The organism is Methanolobus sediminis (assembly GCF_031312595.1).
Classification (GTDB): Archaea; Halobacteriota; Methanosarcinia; order Methanosarcinales; family Methanosarcinaceae; genus Methanolobus; species Methanolobus sediminis.
Genome location: NZ_CP133592.1, coordinates 1,970,334 through 1,990,581 on the forward strand (window position 1 = coordinate 1,970,334; position 20,248 = coordinate 1,990,581).

Consider the following 20,248-nt stretch of genomic DNA (forward strand, 5'->3'; position numbering starts at 1 on the left):
TGTTATCTGTTAGTTGCTTCTTTTGCGGGGGTTGCCCAGCCTGGCCAAAGGCGCAGGGCTTAGGACCCTGTCTCGTAGGAGTTCGTGCGTTCGAATCGCACCTCCCGCACCAATTTTAATACATTTTTTACTTGTACTCAAATGTGACATTCAAAAGGTACTTTAGACTGTTAACTTAAATCAGTTCTCAGTCTATTGCCTGACATCACATCTTTTTCAGTAACATGTACTTCTTTAACAAGGCTTGAATTTACATCTACTGTGATACGATAGTTTTCTACGGTAGAGTTGTATGGTGTGTCTATTGTTGAATATGGAAGTTTTAACTCGTACCACCCTGATTCATTTGCAGTAGCTTCATTCTGGTACTCAAAAACACGTCCGTTACTTAGAGTTACATTTGTTCTTGCGTATACTTTCTGTTCAGGGTTGGCAAAACCTTCAACTATGGCGCCCGGTACATATTCAAAAACTTTTACATTTTTGTTATAGGTATAGTTTTGGTAAAAATTGTATACTCCTTCATTTAAGCCTCCCCATTCTGATTCATGGATCAGTCGGAGGTAACCTATACCAGATCCATCGAACAGATGTAACTTAAATAAGGTTGTTTTTAGAAAGTCTTCTCCTTGAATAAATTCCTCAATTTCCTTTCCTTTGTAGGAGCTTTCTCCTGAGATATCAAATATAGATTTGAATTTTCCTGTAGTCATTAAATTGTCAGTAATCACATATTTCACATTTCTTTTCTCAAGTATGGACAAAGACTCTGATCTGTTTGATGTGATGAAGAAGCGAGCCGAATCTTCAACTCCTGTCTGGAAATTGTTTGCAACTACAGGTCTTTTTGCCATATAGAGTATCCAGTTCCCATAGTCCCACCAGCTCAAAACTCCATACTCTGGAGAATTATTCATTTCAAGATAAAATGAGGTTTCCAGACTGTTTGATTCTAGCCAGTTCAGTGATTCCTGCCAGTCAGCTGATGGAATTCCCGGATTGCTCACGGTGTCAACAATCGGTGCAAAGAAAAAGAATGAGATTATGATCATAAATATTGAGATGATTGTTATATTTGTGATAGTTTCCCATAAAGGCGTTTTTGAAGCTTCTTTTTTTGTTTTTCTTTTTTTGTTTTGTTCTTGCTCGTTTTTCCATATATTGTAGAGAGTGTTTGTAAAGTATCCTGATAGGATTGCGAAGTTTATTGCAAGCATATATGCAAATCGTCTTTGATAAAGTGTCAGTATCAGAATTATAGCAGTCCATGTGCAGAAAAAGAGCATCTCTGATGAATAGTTCTTTTTGTGCATATCTGTTACAAATGCAAAAAGTCCCATAACAGCTGTTAAACTGAATATGGTAAAGCTGCTCCAGACATGGCTGGTTGTAAATGTCTCGTCGAATAGTATAGGACGTGCTTCAGTAATGGTTTCCAGAAATCCGCTACTTCCAATTAAGTAATGTATGCCTGCAACTACATTGTGGTAAAAGTTGGGAAGCGCAATGTTAATTAAAACCGCTCCTGTCATAGAGATTGCCAGAACCGATGCAACATAGTATTTCCAGTGTATTTCCTTTTTAATGAAGATGTTTGCGATTATTCCTCCCAGTAATGACATTATTAGTAAGGAAAGGATGAACAGGACATGGAACCAGGAAATGAACATTCCGCTCATATTTAGATCAGGCCTGAGAAGTCTTCCTATGACAGGTAACACCAGCAGAAATATTGTCATATAAGTTGCAATCACACTTATCAGTACGTATTCAGAAAGCCTTTCGTTTTTGACATCAATTGTTAACTGAACAAAAGCATATATTCCGATTATACCCAGGAATATAGGGGATCCCAGCCATGTGAAAACTGCAATGGTAAGTATACATCCGGCAGCTACCGCTAGTACGATGGGTTTCAGAATCAGTTTTATATCCCGGTTTTTGATGTTTGAGACCGAAAGATTTACTTCATGTCCATATTTCAGGGAAACTGCAAATAATGCGTAAGCAGTAGTAGAGAGAAATACTTCTGCTACATGATGGTCGGTAAAACCTACTTCGGATATCGCTAGGTGAGCAGGAATTAAAGAAAGTATGAGTGCGCTTATTAATGCGGTTCTTTTTTCAAATACCGTTGAAGCCAGATAATATAGGGGTAATATTGTCAAAGCTCCAATTAATGCAGGAAATATCGCACTAACAATTTCGATTGTGTTTATACTGGGGTTACCATTGCCAACAATTAATGCAAGACCTGCTATTAGCTGGTCATAGAGGGGTGGCCATCCGATCTCAAATCCAAAAGGATAGTTTAGATAAGGGTCGAAAGTGATAGTGTTGGGAAAATGATGAACTGTATAGACAATACGCCTTATATGATAAAATGAGTCAAAACCAATGAATGTGATCTTTCCATTAGAGTATGCACTGAATAATGTTAATATTCTTATCAGGAATGCGAATAATAATGGGAACAAAAGTATTAATTTATTACTGATCAGTTTTTGACTATTTTTCATATGTATCCCCTAAATTTAAGAAGATAATTAATTACTGCCTATATATATATTACCGACTCTGGACTCTGTAGAATTTTCATTTTGATAACAAGCGCAACCATAGCACGCCTGTCGAGGATATGCACTTAATAGTCTCAATTTAATCTCTTTTGTTTGGCTCCTATACTTTTTACCCTTGTCTCTTCTCCATATTTTCTTTTCAGAACAGAGAACATAGTTTAACCCAAGTTTTTATTTATAATATAAGTTCCTCTCAAATTCTTATTTGATGAAATCTTCTAAATCAATTTATGCAGGCAGATAGCAAACCGCACTAATTACATAATAGAAATATTTTTAAACATATAAATTTATTACATCCTCAATGAGATATAGGAATATTAATCAAAATAACAAGGCAAATCTTCATCCAATCGGGTACTTGTCACAGGCGGTGCAGATTTTATAGGAAGCTGCATTGTTGACCAATTGTTGGAAAATGGCTGTGATGTCCTTGTTTTTGAAAATTCGAGTTCTGGCGATGGATCTTATAGATAATCATCTGGATAAACCTGATTTCAAGTTTATCAAAGGTGACCTGCTGGAACCCGATGATCTGGAAAAGGTATGTCAGGGCATTGATATTGTTTACCATGTGGCTGCGAACCCCGATGTACGCCTTGGCGCGGTGGACACAAAGATCCATTTTGACCAGAATATAACTGCTACCTACAACCTGCTCGAGGCCATGCGAAAGAACGATGTTCCAAATATAGCATTCACCTCCACAGTATACGGCGAAGCGACAACAATACCGACACCAGAGGAATATGGCCCCCCTTATCCCTATATCACTGTACGGTGCATCAAAACTTGCATGTGAGGCGCTGATCACTTCCTACTGTCACACATTCGACATGAACTCATGGATCTTCAGGTTCGCGAACATCATCGGTACCCACAGTACCCATGGGATCATATTCGATTTCATCAACAAGCTCAAAAACAACCCCGGACAACTCGAGATACTCGGAGATGGCAGGCAGGAAAAATCCTATCTTCATGTGTCCGAATGCGTCAATGCCATATTGTTTGCAGTCAGAAATTCCAGAGATCCCGTGAACATCTTCAACGTAGGTTCGGATGATACGATTAATCCCACAAGGATAGGCGAGATAATTGTCGAGGAGATAGGTGCTTGAGGGTGTTGAGTTCACCTACACGGGCGGGAAGCGTGGCTGGTGTCCAGAACATTCTTCAGAGAGGAGTGTGAGGGAGACTGTGAGAACGTTGGTTGGGGAGAGCTTGTTAAATGGAGAGAGTTACAAATGAAAATAGCAATTATTTTAGGTACTAGGCCTGAGATCGTAAAAATGTCATCTATTATACGGGAATGTCAAAGGAAAAAACTCGATTTTTTTATTTTGCATACCGGACAGCATTATTCATATGAGATGGATAAAGCTTTTTTTGATGACTTAGAACTGCCTTCTCCAAAATATAACTTAGATGTCGGTTCTGGGAGCCATGCAGTGCAAACAGGTAAAATAATGGAAGGAATAGAAAATATCCTAATGGAGGAAGTACCTGATGTGGTACTTGTTCAGGGTGATACTAACACTGTTCTTGCAGGTGCTCTTGCAGCTTCCAAGATTAACGTAAAGGTTGGGCATGTTGAAGCCGGCTTAAGAAGTTATGATCGAACGATGCCTGAAGAAATAAATAGGGTAGTAACAGACCATATTTCTGATTATCTTTTGGCGCCTACCGGGAACTCGAAGAAGTATTTACTTGCTGAAGGCATCCCTGAAGAGAAGATCTTCGTCACGGGCAATACCGTCGTGGACGCCGTCTACCAGAATCTGGAGATAGCCCGGAATAACGGCGACGTGCTCAAAAAGTATGGCCTGACAGAGAAGAATTATTTACTCGCTACTGTACATCGCGCCGAAAACACCGACGACTCCAAGCGCCTTAGAAGTATCTTTACCGGCTTTGAGCAGGTCTACCAGGACCTTGGACTACCAATCCTATTTCCAGCCCATCCAAGAACGGTCAAGATGATCAAAGAGTTTGGACTGAGTGTGCCTGGAGGCATAAGCATAGTGCATCCCCTCGGCTACCTTGACTTCCTACAGCTGGAGGCTGGTGCGAAGTTGATACTTACAGATAGCGGCGGATTGCAGGAGGAGGCTTGTATTATGGGGGTGCCATGTGTTACGTTAAGAGATAACACTGAAAGGCCGGAAACACTGAGAGTAGGTTCCAATCTTCTGGCTGGAGTCGATTCTAATAGAATTTTTGAATATGCTAAAATGATGATTGACAAGGAAAACACATGGGATAATCCTTTTGGAGACGGGAAGGCTGCTGAAAAGATAATTATCGCTTTGGAGTAAAACGATGGTAGAATCCCAAAATCAGTTAGTCGATATTGTATTTTTTTCGGATATTTTTTGGGATGCCTTATGGCAGAGACACCACCATCTGCTGACCAGATTTCCTTCCGACTGGCGAATACTCTTCATTGAACCGACATCAATTCCGGTTCTTCTAAAAGAACCTAGGAGATTGTTTGTAAGGCAAGAAAATAATATTACTATCGTGTCTCTTCCTCTGATTCCTATAATTGATAGGATAGGAAGATTAAGGCAAATCAATGATTTTTTTATCTTAACTTGGCTTCGCGTGGTTTTGAAAAAAAGAAAATTTATATGCTCAGTTCTGTTTTATTGTGAACCCAGATTCTCTTCTTTGATAGGAAAATTGAATGAGAAAATGGTTGCTTTTGATTATATTGACGATAAACTTGCATTTTCAAACGTTCCAAAATGGATGAACTCTTATTTGAATAGATTAATTGATCAGTCTGATGTAGTTTTTGCATCTTCAACTCGTTTGTACAGAAGTGTATTTGAATATAAAAACAGTGACGTATTTTTGATTACAAACGGGGTTGATGTCGACCATTTCCAAAAAACATTTGAAGAACTTCCTGTTCCAGAAGACATAAAGAAAATAAGGAAGCCAATAATTGGCTATATTGGAGCTATTGCTGATTGGGTTGATTTTGACATAATAGCTAAAATTTCCAAAGAACATCCAAATATGTCTATTTTAATGGTGGGTCCGCAGCTTCCAAATGTAAAAAGTGATATTGATTATCTAAAAAAGCTACCAAATGTTTATTTTTTAGGAAAAAAACCATATGAACTTTTGCCAAATTATCTTAGGCATTTTGATATTTGCATAATACCTTTTAAAGTCAATAATTTAACACTGAGTTCAAATCCAATCAAGTTTTATGAATATCTTTCAGCTGGAAAAAAAGTGATTTCAGTAGACTTGCCTGAAATAAAAGCATTTGAGAATTACGCCTATATTGCGAAAAACTCAAGCGAATTTATCAAACTGATTCCTTTGATAATGGACAAGGAAAACAATATAGAAACTTCCCTCCAAACAATGGAGGAATGCACTTGGGAACGAAAAACGAAAACTATGGTTGATTTAATTGTTAAGAAGCTTGCAGAATTGAATCATAATTGATATATTTATAATGTGTAGGTTATGTTATGTATGTTGAAATAAACCCCAAAAAATCAAATGTAGATTCTCAGTCACCTCTACTTTGGGACAAAGTAGCAGAAAATTATTCTGACACACCAGGTATTTCAGAAATCAAACTTGCAGAAGAAATCCAGCAGATTTTATTGGAATTAGAAATTGATTCAGGTTCATCTTTGCTTGAAGTTGGGTGTGGCAGTGGTCATTTGTCGGGCTATCTTGCTGATAAGGGCTTCAAAACAACTCTTTTAGATTTTAGTAGTGTAGCTCTTGAAAAGGCAAAAAAATACTATGAATCCAATGATCTGACTGGTGAATTCATTCAACTTGACATGTTTGACCTGTCTCCAGAAAATTTGGAGAAACATGACGTAGTATGGAATTCGGGAGTTCTTGAGCATCTTAATGGCTGGCAGGTTATTGATATTCTCAAAAAAATGAGTTATGTTGCTAAGAAATACGTCATAGTTTTAGTGCCAAATTCAAAAAGTATTCCTTATCTGTTATTCAGACAACATGCAATGGAAAATAACGAATGGGTGTGGGGTAGAGAATTATTACGTGATTCTCTTAGTCATTTAGCAGAAGTCGCAGGTCTTGATGTAGTTGATGAACTCTATATTGGTAAAAATTTTTCATATGATCACATGAATTATGTAAATTCGAAGATTGGTCAGGAATATGAAAGTATAGATCAGCAGAAATTGATCCCAACCGGTCAAAATTACTTGATAGCTTTGATTGCCCGGCACAATAAACAAAATATCGATATTGATTATACGCATCATCTTGAAAATGTAGTTAAAAAGGAATCATTCGTTGAAAATAATACATACAATTTTGATTGTAGAGCTTTTAAATCTTGCATTGAGAAAGTTCAAGGCTTAAATCAGAGCTTAATTTCAGAACTGGATGATAAAGATTTCAAGGTTTTAGAATTGCAAACTAACCTTGAAAAGGTAATTTCAGAACTGGATGATAAAGATTCCAGGGTTTTAGAATTGCAAACTAACCTTGAAAAGGTAATTTCAGAACTGGATGATAAAGATTCCAGGGTTTTAGAATTGCAAACTAACCTTGAAAAGGTAATTTCAGAACTGGATGATAAAGATTCCAGGGTTTTAGAATTGCAAACTAACCTTGAAAAGGTAATTTCAGAACTGGATGATAAAGATTCCAGGGTTTTAGAATTGCAAACTAACCTTGAAAAGGTAAGTTCAGAACTGGAAGAGAAACACAATATGATTCTTTGCGTGGATAGGGAAAAGAAAGATATCAACATATACATAAAGTCTTTGGAAGATGAGCTAGAAAGAATACACTCTCTAAAAACTTGGAAGGTAATTGTATTCTTTAGTAAACCCTACTCTATTTTGATAGATATTCCTCGGAAGTCAAGAAAATTTTTACTCCCTCGTGCGGGAAAAATTGTCCCTAACAAAGTTAAAAGGCAGTTGATTGAAAACGTTGCCAAAATTGAAAAGACAAATAGTTCAATGATACCTGAAGTAAGCAGCAAGAATGTAAAAGTCATTCAATCTAATGAAATTCAAAAAGGTGTGGTCAACATAGTTGCTCCAACTTTTTTTAATTTTTCAGGTAATGATATGTTTTTTGGAGGTGCAGAACGTTATATTATAGAACTTGTTGGACTGTGTAGGAGCCTTGGTTATGAGGTAAACGTTTATCAAAATGGAACATTCAATTGGGTAAGATTTTATAATGATATAAAAGTCTTCGGACTTAATTCTGGTGGAAATTCAACTTTATTGAACGAACTGTTTCATCATGAAATACCTCAAGCTGAACTTACTATATATTTGGCATTTTTCTTGGCATATCCATGTTGTTATTCTAATTCTATAGGCATTAGTCATGGAATTTATTGGGATCATGAATGCATCCAACGAAATGCGATACTTAACAAAGATGACAACGAGATTAGTAAAGCATTAAGTGCCATTAAAAATTGTGAGACAATGGTTTCAGTAGATACTAATACTATTAATTGGGTACGAGCAATAGACTTTGTCCAAAGTGAAAAGTTTGCATATGTGCCAAATTTCGTAGATTTAACTCAGTTTTCTCCAAAAAAATATACAAACAAAAGAAACTTAGTTGTTCTTTATCCACGACGTCTTTATCAGCCAAGAGGTTTCTGGCTTGTTGAAGAGAATATAGAGTATTTCATAAGCAAATATGGTGACATGGAATTCCACTTTGTTGGTAAAGCAGATGAAAAAGAAAATATCAAAGTCCTTGAATTAACAACAAAATATCCAAATAACATAAAATGGTATAACTTACCGCCTGAAAAAATGCACGAAGCTTATGATATTGCAGATATTGTTCTTGTACCGACTATAAATAGTGAAGGAACTTCTTTATCATGTTTAGAAGCCATGGCAAGTGGAAATGCGATAATAGCTACAAACGTTGGTGGCTTGCCTAACCTGATCCTCGATGGTTATAACGGTCTACTTATCGAACCTCAAAGTAATGAATTAAAGGAAAAATTGGAGCTCCTCATTGAAGACCAAAATTTGAGGGAAAAAATCCAAAATAATGCTGTTAAAGTTTCCAAACAGTTCAGTAAGGATATATGGATTGAAAAGTGGAAGAAGATATTGTCTAAGAATTTAACTAAAAGCAAAACAATGGTAAATAAGTTTGAAGCTGATAAAGTATTTGTTCACGTTGGAACACCAGGCATAAGTTGGGATTGCATGAAACAAAGGCCTCAACAATTGTGTGAAGTCTTGGCAAAAAGAGATATTCAGACTTTTTTTGTTTCTGAAAATGGTAAGGCTGAAAGAGACTTCTCTTCCGAACATCTCCAAATAATGTCTGAGGATGATGATTTATACTTGGATGCACCAATACTCTATATTTATTATCCATATAATTATGCAAAAGTTAAAAAGTTTAAGAATGCTTATATCATTTATGATATTTTAGATGATATCGATATACACAGTAAATCAGATACTGAAATGGATATTCCTGAAAATGAAACGGCACTACATTATCATAAAAAAATGATATCTGAAGCAGACATTGTTATTACAACAGCAACAAATTTACATGCCAAATATAAAAAGTTGAGAGATGACATTGTGTTAATCCCCAATGGAGTTGACTATGAACACTTCAACAAAAAAACTTTTAGTCGTCCATCTGATTTCCCATCCATTGATTCACCTGTCATCGGATATTATGGAGCTATAGCAGAATGGATGGACTATGACTTGATTGATTACATGGCAGAGAAAAGATCCCAGTATCTTTTTGTCTTCATAGGCCCAATATCAGATAAAAAATTCAATTCCATCTTAAGTAAACATAAGAATATAATCCATTTGGGAGTTAAAAAGTACGAGGAACTACCTGATTACTTGCATTATTTTGACGTAGCCACTATACCTTTTAAAGTTAATAGTATTACACGATCTACATCCCCCGTTAAATTGTTTGAATATATGGCTGGTAAAAAACCGATTGTAACAACCAATATGGATGAGTGTAAAATATATAATAGTGTCATGAATTCAAAAACATATGATGAATTTGTCAACAACCTTGATATAGCTCTTGACCTTAAAAATGACAAGAAATATTTAAATCTATTAAGTCAGGAGGCAAAAGAAAACACATGGGAACAAAGGGCTGGTATTTTGATTGAAATCATAAATCAAAAACTACAAACCACTTAAATTAATTGATTTTTTTGACAGTAGTCTGTAGAACTTCTAATTTGAGCAAGGCAAATAACCTTGATATGTCTGTCAAGGTTGTATACTATAATTCAAATGAGAATCCCCTACAGAGCCCGTTTTTTTGAAGTATATAATGATGCCCAATTCTCCTCCATGATTTGTATACTCAGCATAAATCTCTATAATATTATTTACTTGAAGTATATGTAAACTTTTACTTAGGTGATATTACTTCATTTACATTTGAGGGTATAAAAAAGGTCTATTTCTGATTAAATTTGAAAGATTATGTGCAAATGACAAATATTTTAAAATTTTACTCCCGCTTTGCATAATTATTGTGTGATTTTTTGAGTAAGTGAAATGGATGACAGCAACTCCTCCTTCTTCAAGATGTTGTAATAGGTTATCAAAAATTTTTAAATCTCTTTTTACAGGGATATGCTGAAAAACTATTACAGAATGTATAAAATCATACTTGTCATTCAAAGAAGAAAGTTAATCATCTATCTTGATAAATTCTGTATTTTTAATTGAACGATCATCTCAATTTTTTGAGTTTCTTCTAATATCGCTTCCAAAACATCAACACCTATAACATTTTCTGTAATTTCGGCAAGTGGAATAACTAATCTTTATACGCCACAACCGAAATCCAGTGCATTCTTTATAGCAAAATTTGGATAAAGATGTTTTTTAACATTTGAAATAACAATATTTACGTAATTGTATCCTGATGCAAAGAATCTTCTTTTTTCTGAGCCGTTAGCTTAGAGTTCTTATACCTTTCATCAGAAATAACACCAAAATACGGGTCACATTTTCCGAATTTTCCCATTCACTATCAGTATTGCCAAACATAATTGATCCTTCTCAATGAAATTTATATTTGAAAACTTGAATTTGTATAGTGTCTACAAATATTTCCTTTATGTAGTTAGTTAGATTAAAGATTGGTACACATTTATCATCTCTTCAGAATCTCCTATTCCGACCTGTTCACCATGATTCAATAGAAGGACTTTATCGCAGAATCTCTGTACGGTACCCAAATCATGACTGACATATACTACTGTTTTATCCATACTCCTATATCTATCGAAGACTTCAAAGCACTTTTTCTGGAAATCGAGGTCACCTACAGCAAGCACTTCATCAAGGAGAAGTACTTCGGGTTCAATTTGGATTGCAGTCGAAAAAGCCAGTCTGACAATCATTCCGCTCGAGAAATTCTTGAGTTTTGTATCCTTGAATCGGGTCAGTCCACCGAACTCAAGTATGTGGTCTATGCGGCTTTCAATTTCTTTACTGTTCAAACCCATGACTGCACCATATACTATGATGTTCTCTTTTGCGCTTAGATCTGGCGAGAATCCTACACCCAGTTCAAGAAATGATGTTATTTTACCGTTAACTTTCATTTCTCCCTTGGTAGGTCGGATTGTGTTGGCAATTATTTTTAAAAGAGTGCTCTTTCCACTTCCATTATGGCCGATAATTCCTAACCATTCCCCCTTCTTTACAGTAAAATTGATGTCTTTTAATGCTGTAAAGGATTCATAGCTTGTATTACCTTTCAAGTTTCCATATAACGTTTCAAACAATGTTGTTTTCTTTTCGTGTGGAATTTTATACTTTTTCCATACATCTTTTGCTTCAATGACATTCATAAATTACACCTCCTCTGCAAATCCCGGCTCTAATTTTCTGAAAAGAAGATAGCCTGCAAGAAGCATTAATATTGATATCAAAAGAACAAATATAAAGTCCTGAAGGGAAATAGGTGTATCATAAAGTATTGACTGTCGGGACATGTGCAGAATCCTTGCAAGAGGATTCAAGAATAATATGGTCCTGACATCTTCTGGTAATGTCTCAAAATCAAAAAAGACGCCGCTTGCAAAAAAACCTGCCTGAAGGACTACTGCCCAGATGTATTGTACATCTCTAAAATAGGTATTGAGTGTTCCAAGAATAAGGGAAACAGCAAACACTAATACGAACAGTACGATGAAGACCGGAGGGAAATAAACGATTGTTGATGTTGGCATCACCCCTGAGACTGCCATAAAAAAACCAAATACTGCTACTTCGAGAATTGCCATCATCAAAGCTGTCAGAGAAGAACTGAATATCAGAACCTCCCTCGGGATGTATATCTGTCTGACCATTCCGGGTTTACTGATTATGCTCGATAAACCCATACTTGTCCCTTTTGTGAAGAAATCCCACAGAACTATTCCAATTAGAAGGAACAGATGATAGTTTTCCTGGACACTTGGGAACACATGTGCAAACACTACATAGAGTACGAGTAATAGAAGTAATGGTTCTAATAAGGACCAAAAAAATCCTAAAATGGAATTCTTATACCTTACTTTAAAATCAGTTATAGCAAGTCTTTTTACGAGGTGTCTGTAATTCCAGATGTTTTTAATCATTCTTCATTTCCTCTTTCATTCTTCTAATGAACTCATTAACGTCAAATACTTTCGCTCTTTCCTGGCAATTAAACTTATAATTTTTGGGATCGCTTGATATCAATTCAACAGCTTGTTCTATACTTTCAGTGTTTGCTGCAACAAGAAGCCCTGTTTTGCCATTTAGTACGCTCTCTTTATATCCTCCCTCATTCACCGCAACAACCGGCTTACCTGCAGCCATTGCTTCAATAGGTGTCATACCGAAATCCTCGTCCATTGCGGTTGTTATGTGTCCCTTGCAGTCAGCATAGAGTTCAAGTAATTTTTCTTCAGAAACGCTTCCAAGTATCTCAACATTGTCAGGAAGATTTTCAAGCAAGTTACTCGCATATTCAGATGCATGGTCACCGGGGGAATATCCTCCTACTATCGCGAGCTTCTCATCCGGCATTTTACGGAAAGCTTCTATCTGGAGTTCAATTCGCTTTTCTGGATATAGTCTGTTAACAGAAAGCCAAAAATCACCAAATTTATTAAATTTGAATCTTGAAGTATCAACAGGTGGATAAATAACTTCTGACCCTTTGTTCCAATATTTACTGATTCTTTTCTGTGTGTTCTTTGAATTGGTAACAATTTTGTTTACATGATCTATGTATTTCTCAGTGTATTTCCTATGGAACTGCACCCATATTGAAAAAACTGTAGTCACAAATATATTATGTTTTTCTCTGTAGATGTCATACAGGTCGTAAAAGGCTCTTGTTGGTGTGTGGCAGTAATACATATTTGGTTTATGTTTTTTTGCTGCGAAAACTGCCCAGTTGCCTGAAAAAATAAAAAAATCATACTCATATGAATAATTACAGTGTGCAAATTTCCATGAAGCAGATATCTGTTTTAAAGGTGAGATTTTGACAGTGTTTCCAATACTTATTATGTTTATATCTTCATATCCCATTTTTTTAACGGAACTCCTATCCACATCAGTAGTAATAACATCTGCACCAAGTTCTTTTGCAAGGGTCAAAACAAGTTTTTCTCCACCACCAATGGCTCCGATATAGTCATGGAATATGACGATTTTCATTTTAATTCACCGTATGTGTACAGAAGTTTTGGAACAATGTTGTTCCAATTATAGTTTTTTGATTTTTCAACTGCTGCTCTGGACATATCCTGATGAATTGAATTATTTTGTAGTATTTTTTTGATTGAATCTGCAATAGCATCCGGTTCAAGTTCTACAACACATCCACAGGAGCTATTGATTAGGTATTGGGCAGCATTTCTCTTTGCTTTGACAGTGACAACAGGAGTTCCACATGCAAATGCTTCAACAACTACTATTCCAAATCCCTCTCTGCTCGATGGTAGGACTAATACTTTAGATGCTTTAATTCTTCCAAGCAGTTCTTCATACTCCATAAAGTCAAAAAACTTAGTATTGTCCGGGATGTCATAATTTTCAACAAGAGTCAAAAGTTTTTCTTTTTCAGGCCCTTGCCCAATTACGTGTAATTTTACTGCAGGACATTTTTTTTTAATTTTTGTCATTGATTTTAGGAGCATGTCTACATTCTTCTCTTTGATAAGTCTCCCTATAAAGAGGATATCACATGTCTCATTGACAGGAGGACTTGCCAAGATCCTATCAAGATCTATACCATTTGAGACAATGGCAATCTTCTGACCATCCAGCCCCAAAGACTCAAGGTTCTTTTTTGTCATCTCTGATACTGCAATGACATTTGATGATATTCTTGACACTATCCTTTCAATAATTCTCCCAAAAAATCCTATCCTACCCATATACTCATACCAATAGTCATCCCATACCTCATGCCATGTAAAAAAAGCCGGGGTACTTCTAAGAATAGACACTGCTTTCACAGTAAAGCAGGAAAAATAAGGGAACACGCTCACATCTATAACATCAAATCTTTGCTTCAAAAGGTGTGGAGAAAGTTTCACTGAAAATATCATTGCCTCGGAAATCGAGCGTTTCCCATTGACATACAGATCTCTGGATTTGCAGACACCGTGCAACACCATTCCCTCATAATCGATAACGTCGTTCCCTTCCCACCACTTTACGCCAAAAAGGTGCACATCATGACCTTTTTCAGCAAGCCTTTTTCCAATCTCATATATGCGTTTCTCTGCACCACCCTTGACCCAAGGGTACACCGCATCATAGACAAAGGCAATCTTCAAATAAAACTCACCAATCCGTATCTGCATCAAGGAGAATCACACTCAGGAATATGGCGCTGAATACAAGCTGAACACCGATTGCACCAAAGACCATCGCCATCACCGCATATTCTATCTCTAATATGGATCCATACCCTGCACTTATCCATGTATAGACAACCTTTGCTCCAAGGAGGCTTCCTACAATGAGTATGATTGCACCCGCTAACAATTCTATTTCAAGGGAATGGTAGTTCAAAAATTTATAGTCGCTTAGACTTTTTCGTTTATATACTCCATGAATAATGCCATAAGTCTTCATATAGGTACCCGTGGCAAGGATTTGGCCACCGATTACGAGTAGCATGCTGCCTAATATAAATGAATGTGCTCTGTTATCCGCATTTCCCTGCAAAAGAAGGGAGAGTGTTGTAAGGAAACCCAGCAGAAATACAAAAGCTCCGGGGATGTACAGGAAAGGGACCGGGTGGTATAACATCATGAAACGGATATGTCTCCATCCGTCCTCGAATGAGCGAAGTTTGGATGGTGCATTCCTTGTGTGGTATGTGATCGGGACTTCCTTGATCCTCAGTCCCTTATAAGCAGCCTCAATGACCATCTCTGATGCAAGCTCCATGCCGTGGGTCTTGAGGTTTATTTTATTGAAAGCTTCCCTTGTGAATGCCCTCATGCCACAGTGGGCATCTGATATATTTACCTTGAACAGGATATTCAGGAGCCATGTCAAAAACGGGTTTCCTATATATTGATGCAACCAGGGCATTGCTCCTTTTTTGATATTTCCCTTAAGGCGGGTTCCGATAACAAAATCTGCCTCATCATTCATAAGATAGTCAAGAAAAGCAGGCAGTTCTTTGAAATCGTATGTGTCATCTGCGTCAGCTATGATGATGTAGTCACCTTTTGAATGCGATAGACCTGTTATGTATGCATTTCCATACCCATTTACAGAATGAATGACCTTTGCACCCATTGAACTTGCAATCTGTGGAGTACGATCTGTAGAATTATCAACAACGACTACTTCTCCTGTTGCTCCATAGTCTTCAAAAAGCTTTTGAGCTTTTTCTATGCATGTTCCAATTGTATTCTCTTCATTCATTGAAGGCATAACTATGGATATTGTAGGCATGGTTAGTACTCCTTGTAATTATATTCCGTTATTATTCTCTCTCATACGCATCATTGAATAGAACAATATAATCCTCTCTCATAATCCCTAGGTTTTTGTTCAATTATTTCAAGTGGTATGTTGTATGTATTTGAGAGCCTGTGTTTCATACCTGTCTTTATGGATATGCTTTCTCCTTGTCTCAGCTACTTTTCAGATTATTCCAGTATTGTATAGGAACCCATGCCTTTGTCACGGATGAGAAACCAATGGTGTGTTCTATATAATCGATGTAGATATAAGTATAGATATATATATATACCTAAGAGGAAAAACATTGAATTCTTTCTACCTTTTCTGTCTTGCCGTCGACAACAATCAAAGCTCCGTAATTGTCCATCTCCACGTGGCCAAGGTTTAGGTTCGGGAGTTCATTAGCTTTTGCGGCACTATCTCACAAGGACATGACAATGGCTCTATTACCTTTATGTTCTCAAAGAAGTCACTTTCAGGATTTAGCCACTTGAAGAAAAGTCTCAGGTCCATGCTATCACTGTGAACAGTTTTTGGTTTGTTGTTCTTCCTTCGGTAGAGGATGTATTTCTCAATATCTTTTTTATTGATATGATTGACATTTTTGTTATTGCAGTATTTCAGGAAGGTATAACTTTCCATAGCTTGGTATTGATTATTGTTTCCTTGAAGTTATTAAGGTCAAGGCTCCTGGCATGGTCTTCTAGGGTTTCTTTGTTCTCTCCTTTGACCTCTGGTACATATTTCATACTTTTTAATATGCTTTATATACTTGCAAATATTATGTGACCCTGTATGCAGGGCTTAGGCCCTGTCTCGTAGGAGTTCGTGCGTTCGAATCGAACCTCCCGCACCAGTTTTAGTAATATTTAGGATTTCATTTATGATTATTTCAGTTGTCTTGAAAAGTGATTAATCCAAATCAATTGCAATGCTATCAATCTCTTCCATCTTTTCATTAAAAAGACTAATTACGACCCTGCAACTATCAGAATCCACGGAATATAACTGGTTCGAGTAATTCACTCCCTTAGAAATAGTATTGTATGCTGCCAGGTCAAAACTTGTCTTGTAATTGAAACCATCAATTAACTCATTAGTTTCAGCATCTTCAAGCTGGCATGTTACTGTATATTTACCTTCTTCTGAAGTGGGGTTTGCCACTGTGAAATACACAGACATGCTGTCGGACTCCTGTGGCTTTCTGGTGCTGGACAGGTCGTTACTGTCAACGATGCAGTATCCGTTCTCATAGTTGCCGTCAAATCTCAGCAGTCCTGTATCATTATCTTCGTATCTGTTAGTGAAGGTCAGGCAGCTGAATCCTTTGTCGCTACGGTCTGTAAGGTAGATGGAGCCTTCAGTTGGGTTTTCGGGTGCTTCGCTTATGATCTCTATGGTATATGCCATATTTGAGGGAGAAATATTGTTAACAAGTTTTTCATTGAATTTTTCCCAGCTTACAGGTACTGCAATGTAGCCGTTGTCACTTCCAAAGACACCTTTTGTTATTGCACCGCTGGAATCTGTCAGGTAAATGAACTGATCATCATATCCTGCTGCGAGTATTGCATGGCCTTCCTTTTCTCCATCTGAATTCATGTACTGGAATGCCATGAGGACTGGTTGACCATTATTGATATTACTTTTGATCAGGTCGTCAAATGTTTCATTATCGAAGTCTGTGATGGTCAGTCCCCAAATAGTTCTTTTAATCTGGAGAGAACATGCCTGTTTAGCATAATTTTCAAGGGATCTGTCCGAAGGGTCGTATTGCTCTGAGAATGTGCCGTAATATCCTGAGTTAAAGTAATCTGCTATTTCCCATGTTTCAATATCCTGATTATTGTAATTGAACATCATTGTAAGGCAATAATAAAGGCACCAGTTCGTGTTTCCCTGATTATAGTAAGGGACATCCAGTATTGTGTCAGATGTAGGTGAATTTTCAATTCCGTAATATGTGCCGGTTTCTTCAGTAGAAGCAACATTGCATGTGCATAATATCAAAATAGAAAGCAAAGTCGCTAGTGCTTTGCTTGCATATGTATAGCCACCGCTATTGGTGTTGTGTGGATCCCCCGATCCTATCATACTCCATTAGACTCCTGATCTTGTTTTTTAGGGCGTATGTTAAGATCCGTTTAGGCGACGGTCTTTAAACATCACGCTACAATGCACAGTTTATCTTTGCATACCTGATATGTTTTTTTTTAACCTGTATGGGTATATATACGTAACCGGTATCGAAAATCTACTAATCGTGATAATGATGATATGCGATGTTATTTTGTTTTTAATACATTTTTTGAAACTGGCTGTAATTGTGTAATTGTGCTAATTTACGTAAATACATTGTTTGAAAAGGTGGAATTATTGTCATCTTTCAATTTATGATTAATTTTAAAAATGATTCAATATACTCAATCATTAATTTGGTAAAACATCAAATTTAACTAGTAAGTGTTGGTTATTCCTAGCCAGTTCTCCGCAACGCTTATATAGTAACCCTGATATGTTAGGGTGCTCGCGAGGAGCCCGGTGATGCGGTCAATACATCACGAAAATAAGCTAATCGCAGAGTAGAAGATGAAGTAATAAATTTCATTTCATCATGGCAGGTGTGATCAAAGGTCCGTCCTTTGGCTTCGAACCCCGTGTTCGAAAGCCTTATATATGATGGTAACCTTTGAAGGAGTCCGCGCAAATCGCGCGAAAACACTTACAATCACCGCCTTACAAGTGGAGACTGAAGTTTTTTCAGTCTGACGTTGGATTTGGCAGTTCGGTTAATTCTGACCGGTAGTGTATAACTACAAACAAATTAAGGAATTAACCAAACTTATGTGCAAATAGGAAATTTTCTCTCAAAGAGAGTTCTTTCCGACTGATTCCTAAATGACTTCCAAAAATAAACAATTCTTTGTGTGTGATCAACAATTCTGGTTGATCCTGCCAGAGGTCACTGCTATCAGTATTCGACTAAGCCATGCGAGTCAAATGTTCTTCGTGAACATGGCGTACTGCTCAGTAACACGTGGATAATCTGCCCTAAGGTCAGGTATAACTCCGGGAAACTGGTGATAATCCCTGATAAATCATAGATACTGGAATGTTCTGTGATTCAAAGCTCCGGCGCCTTAGGATGAATCTGCGGTCTATCAGGTTGTAGTGGGTGTAGTGTACCTACTAGCCTACGACGGATACGGGTTGTGAGAGCAAGAGCCCGGAGATGGATTCTGAGACATGAATCCAGGCCCTACGGGGCGCAGCAGGCGCGAAAACTTTACAATGCGGGAAACCGCGATAAGGGGATACTGAGTGCCAGCATATTATGTTGGCTGTCCATATGTATAAATAGCATGTGTTAGCAAGGGCCGGGCAAGACCGGTGCCAGCCGCCGCGGTAACACCGGCGGCCCGAGTGGTGGCCACTATTATTGGGTCTAAAGGGTCCGTAGCCGGTTTGATCAGTCTTCCGGGAAATCTGACAGCTCAACTGTTAGGCTTCTGGGGGATACTGTCAGACTTGGGACCGGGAGAGGTAAGAGGTACTACAGGGGTAGGAGTGAAATCTTGTAATCCTTGTGGGACCACCAGTGGCGAAGGCGTCTTACCAGAACGGGTCCGACGGTGAGGGACGAAAGCTGGGGGCACGAACCGGATTAGATACCCGGGTAGTCCCAGCCGTAAACGATGCTCGCTAGGTGTCTGGGACGGTGCGACCGTTTCAGGTGCCGCAGGGAAGCCGTGAAGCGAGCCACCTGGGAAGTACGGCCGCAAGGCTGAAACTTAAAGGAATTGGCGGGGGAGCACTACAACGGGTGGAGCCTGCGGTTTAATTGGACTCAACGCCGGAAAACTCACCTGGGGCGACAGCAATATGTAGGTCAGGCTGAAGGTCTTACCTGAATCGCTGAGAGGAGGTGCATGGCCGTCGTCAGTTCGTACTGTGAAGCATCCTGTTAAGTCAGGCAACGAGCGAGACCCGTGCCCACTGTTGCCAGCATATCCTTCGGGATGATGGGTACTCTGTGGGGACCGCCGGTGCTAAACCGGAGGAAGGTGCGGGCTACGGTAGGTCAGTATGCCCCGAATCTCCAGGGCTACACGCGGGCTACAATGGTCGGGACAATGGGTCCCTACCCTGAAAAGGGTTGGTAATCTCATAAACCCGCCCGTAGTTCGAATTGAGGGCTGTAACTCGCCCTCATGAAGCTGGAATCCGTAGTAATCGCGTTTCAATATAGCGCGGTGAATACGTCCCTGCTCCTTGCACACACCGCCCGTCAAACCACCCGAGTGAGGTATGGGTGAGGGTATGGACTAGTGCCGTATTCGAACCTAAATTTCGCAAGGGGGGTTAAGTCGTAACAAGGTAGCCGTAGGGGAATCTGCGGCTGGATCACCTCCTAAGCAAGATAGGCACAACGTCTATCACCACTTACCGGTCAGAAATCGAAAGACTGTCAGATTCAAGAAAAAAAGGCAAGATTCAATAAGTGAATCTTCTATGGGCTTGTAGATCAGTTGGAAGATCGTCGCCTTTGCAAGGCGAAGGCCCAGGGTTCGAATCCCTGCAAGTCCATTATTAGTGCACCTACAGAGTAACGTCTGTGGGGAAGGATGAAGCGGCTGAAGCAACAACAGCTGCAATGAAATCGTGTATATGCATGCATAT

The 20,248-nt window shown here is 38.1% G+C and carries 12 protein-coding genes, 2 tRNA genes, 1 rRNA gene and 1 pseudogene; 7 read left to right on the top strand and 9 right to left on the bottom strand.

The annotated features are described in order from the left end of the window. The first annotated feature begins 24 nt into the window (after positions 1 to 24). A tRNA-Leu gene (locus RE474_RS09775) sits at positions 25 to 112 on the top strand. A 58-nt stretch (positions 113 to 170) separates the two neighbouring features. Here the strand turns inward: RE474_RS09775 and RE474_RS09780 are convergent. Continuing rightward, a complete protein-coding gene (locus RE474_RS09780; RefSeq protein WP_309310191.1) occupies positions 171 to 2,519 on the bottom strand; it encodes an oligosaccharyl transferase, archaeosortase A system-associated in 2,349 nt (782 codons plus the stop codon). 444 nt (positions 2,520 to 2,963) lie between these two features. Between RE474_RS09780 and RE474_RS09785 the strand changes: the two are divergent. From RE474_RS09785 to RE474_RS09800, 4 genes and pseudogenes are all read left to right on the top strand, one after another. Beyond that, a pseudogene (locus tag RE474_RS09785) lies at positions 2,964 to 3,830 on the top strand (NAD-dependent epimerase/dehydratase family protein). Further along, positions 3,740 to 4,897, top strand: coding sequence for a non-hydrolyzing UDP-N-acetylglucosamine 2-epimerase (gene wecB / locus RE474_RS09790; protein ID WP_309310192.1), 1,158 nt, complete (start codon positions 3,740 to 3,742; stop codon positions 4,895 to 4,897). The pseudogene RE474_RS09785 and the gene wecB overlap by 91 nt, the downstream one beginning before the upstream one ends. A 4-nt stretch (positions 4,898 to 4,901) precedes the next feature. Next, complete coding sequence (locus tag RE474_RS09795; RefSeq protein WP_309310193.1) at positions 4,902 to 6,047, top strand: glycosyltransferase; 1,146 nt, start codon at positions 4,902 to 4,904, stop codon at positions 6,045 to 6,047. Positions 6,048 to 6,073: 26 nt separating this feature from the next. Continuing rightward, entirely contained in the window at positions 6,074 to 9,778 is a 3,705-nt protein-coding gene (locus tag RE474_RS09800) for a glycosyltransferase (RefSeq protein ID WP_309310194.1), read from the top strand. Positions 9,779 to 10,722: 944 nt separating this feature from the next. On the opposite strand, the gene RE474_RS09805 is transcribed toward RE474_RS09800, so the two are convergent. From RE474_RS09805 to RE474_RS09840, 8 genes are all read right to left on the bottom strand, one after another. Continuing rightward, on the bottom strand, positions 10,723 to 11,451 hold the full coding sequence (locus RE474_RS09805) for an ABC transporter ATP-binding protein (protein ID WP_309310195.1): 729 nt from the start codon (positions 11,449 to 11,451) through the stop codon (positions 10,723 to 10,725). Between the two features lie 3 nt (positions 11,452 to 11,454). Next, positions 11,455 to 12,222, bottom strand: a complete 768-nt coding sequence (locus RE474_RS09810) for an ABC transporter permease (RefSeq protein ID WP_309310196.1) — start codon at positions 12,220 to 12,222, stop codon at positions 11,455 to 11,457. Further along, on the bottom strand, positions 12,215 to 13,294 hold the full coding sequence (locus RE474_RS09815) for a glycosyltransferase (protein WP_309310197.1): 1,080 nt from the start codon (positions 13,292 to 13,294) through the stop codon (positions 12,215 to 12,217). Before RE474_RS09815 ends, RE474_RS09810 begins: the two co-directional genes overlap by 8 nt. Then, entirely contained in the window at positions 13,291 to 14,421 is a 1,131-nt protein-coding gene (locus RE474_RS09820; protein ID WP_309310198.1) for a glycosyltransferase family 4 protein, read from the bottom strand. Before RE474_RS09820 ends, RE474_RS09815 begins: the two co-directional genes overlap by 4 nt. Positions 14,422 to 14,428: 7 nt before the next feature. Further along, positions 14,429 to 15,556: a glycosyltransferase family 2 protein gene (locus RE474_RS09825; protein WP_309310199.1), complete on the bottom strand. Its 1,128-nt coding sequence runs from the start codon at positions 15,554 to 15,556 to the stop codon at positions 14,429 to 14,431. A gap of 396 nt (positions 15,557 to 15,952) precedes the next feature. Next, positions 15,953 to 16,210: a phage integrase N-terminal SAM-like domain-containing protein gene (locus tag RE474_RS09830; protein WP_309310200.1), complete on the bottom strand. Its 258-nt coding sequence runs from the start codon at positions 16,208 to 16,210 to the stop codon at positions 15,953 to 15,955. Then, a complete protein-coding gene (locus RE474_RS09835; protein WP_309310201.1) occupies positions 16,189 to 16,317 on the bottom strand; it encodes a hypothetical protein in 129 nt (42 codons plus the stop codon). The genes RE474_RS09830 and RE474_RS09835 overlap by 22 nt, the downstream gene beginning before the upstream one ends. A 163-nt stretch (positions 16,318 to 16,480) precedes the next feature. Continuing rightward, entirely contained in the window at positions 16,481 to 17,662 is a 1,182-nt protein-coding gene (locus RE474_RS09840) for a C39 family peptidase (RefSeq protein WP_309310202.1), read from the bottom strand. Positions 17,663 to 18,507: 845 nt separating this feature from the next. Here RE474_RS09840 and RE474_RS09845 point away from each other — a divergent pair. Both RE474_RS09845 and RE474_RS09850 read left to right on the top strand, forming a co-directional pair. Then, positions 18,508 to 19,981, top strand: a 16S ribosomal RNA gene (locus tag RE474_RS09845). 101 nt (positions 19,982 to 20,082) lie between these two features. Then, positions 20,083 to 20,155, top strand: a tRNA-Ala gene (locus RE474_RS09850). Positions 20,156 to 20,248: the final 93 nt, after the last annotated feature.

Bases quoted from the DNA above. Each gene is read 5' to 3' on its own strand.
- RE474_RS09830 (WP_309310200.1), bottom strand. From the start codon at position 16,210: ATGGAAAGTTATACCTTCCTGAAATACTGCAATAACAAAAATGTCAAT.
- RE474_RS09795 (WP_309310193.1), top strand. From the start codon at position 4,902: ATGGTAGAATCCCAAAATCAGTTAGTCGATATTGTATTTTTTTCGGAT.
- RE474_RS09810 (WP_309310196.1), bottom strand. From the start codon at position 12,222: ATGATTAAAAACATCTGGAATTACAGACACCTCGTAAAAAGACTTGCT.
- RE474_RS09815 (WP_309310197.1), bottom strand. From the start codon at position 13,294: ATGAAAATCGTCATATTCCATGACTATATCGGAGCCATTGGTGGTGGA.
- RE474_RS09840 (WP_309310202.1), bottom strand. From the start codon at position 17,662: ATGATAGGATCGGGGGATCCACACAACACCAATAGCGGTGGCTATACA.
- RE474_RS09825 (WP_309310199.1), bottom strand. From the start codon at position 15,556: ATGCCTACAATATCCATAGTTATGCCTTCAATGAATGAAGAGAATACA.
- RE474_RS09800 (WP_309310194.1), top strand. From the start codon at position 6,074: ATGTATGTTGAAATAAACCCCAAAAAATCAAATGTAGATTCTCAGTCA.
- RE474_RS09780 (WP_309310191.1), bottom strand. From the start codon at position 2,519: ATGAAAAATAGTCAAAAACTGATCAGTAATAAATTAATACTTTTGTTC.
- RE474_RS09835 (WP_309310201.1), bottom strand. From the start codon at position 16,317: ATGAAATATGTACCAGAGGTCAAAGGAGAGAACAAAGAAACCCTAGAA.
- RE474_RS09805 (WP_309310195.1), bottom strand. From the start codon at position 11,451: ATGAATGTCATTGAAGCAAAAGATGTATGGAAAAAGTATAAAATTCCA.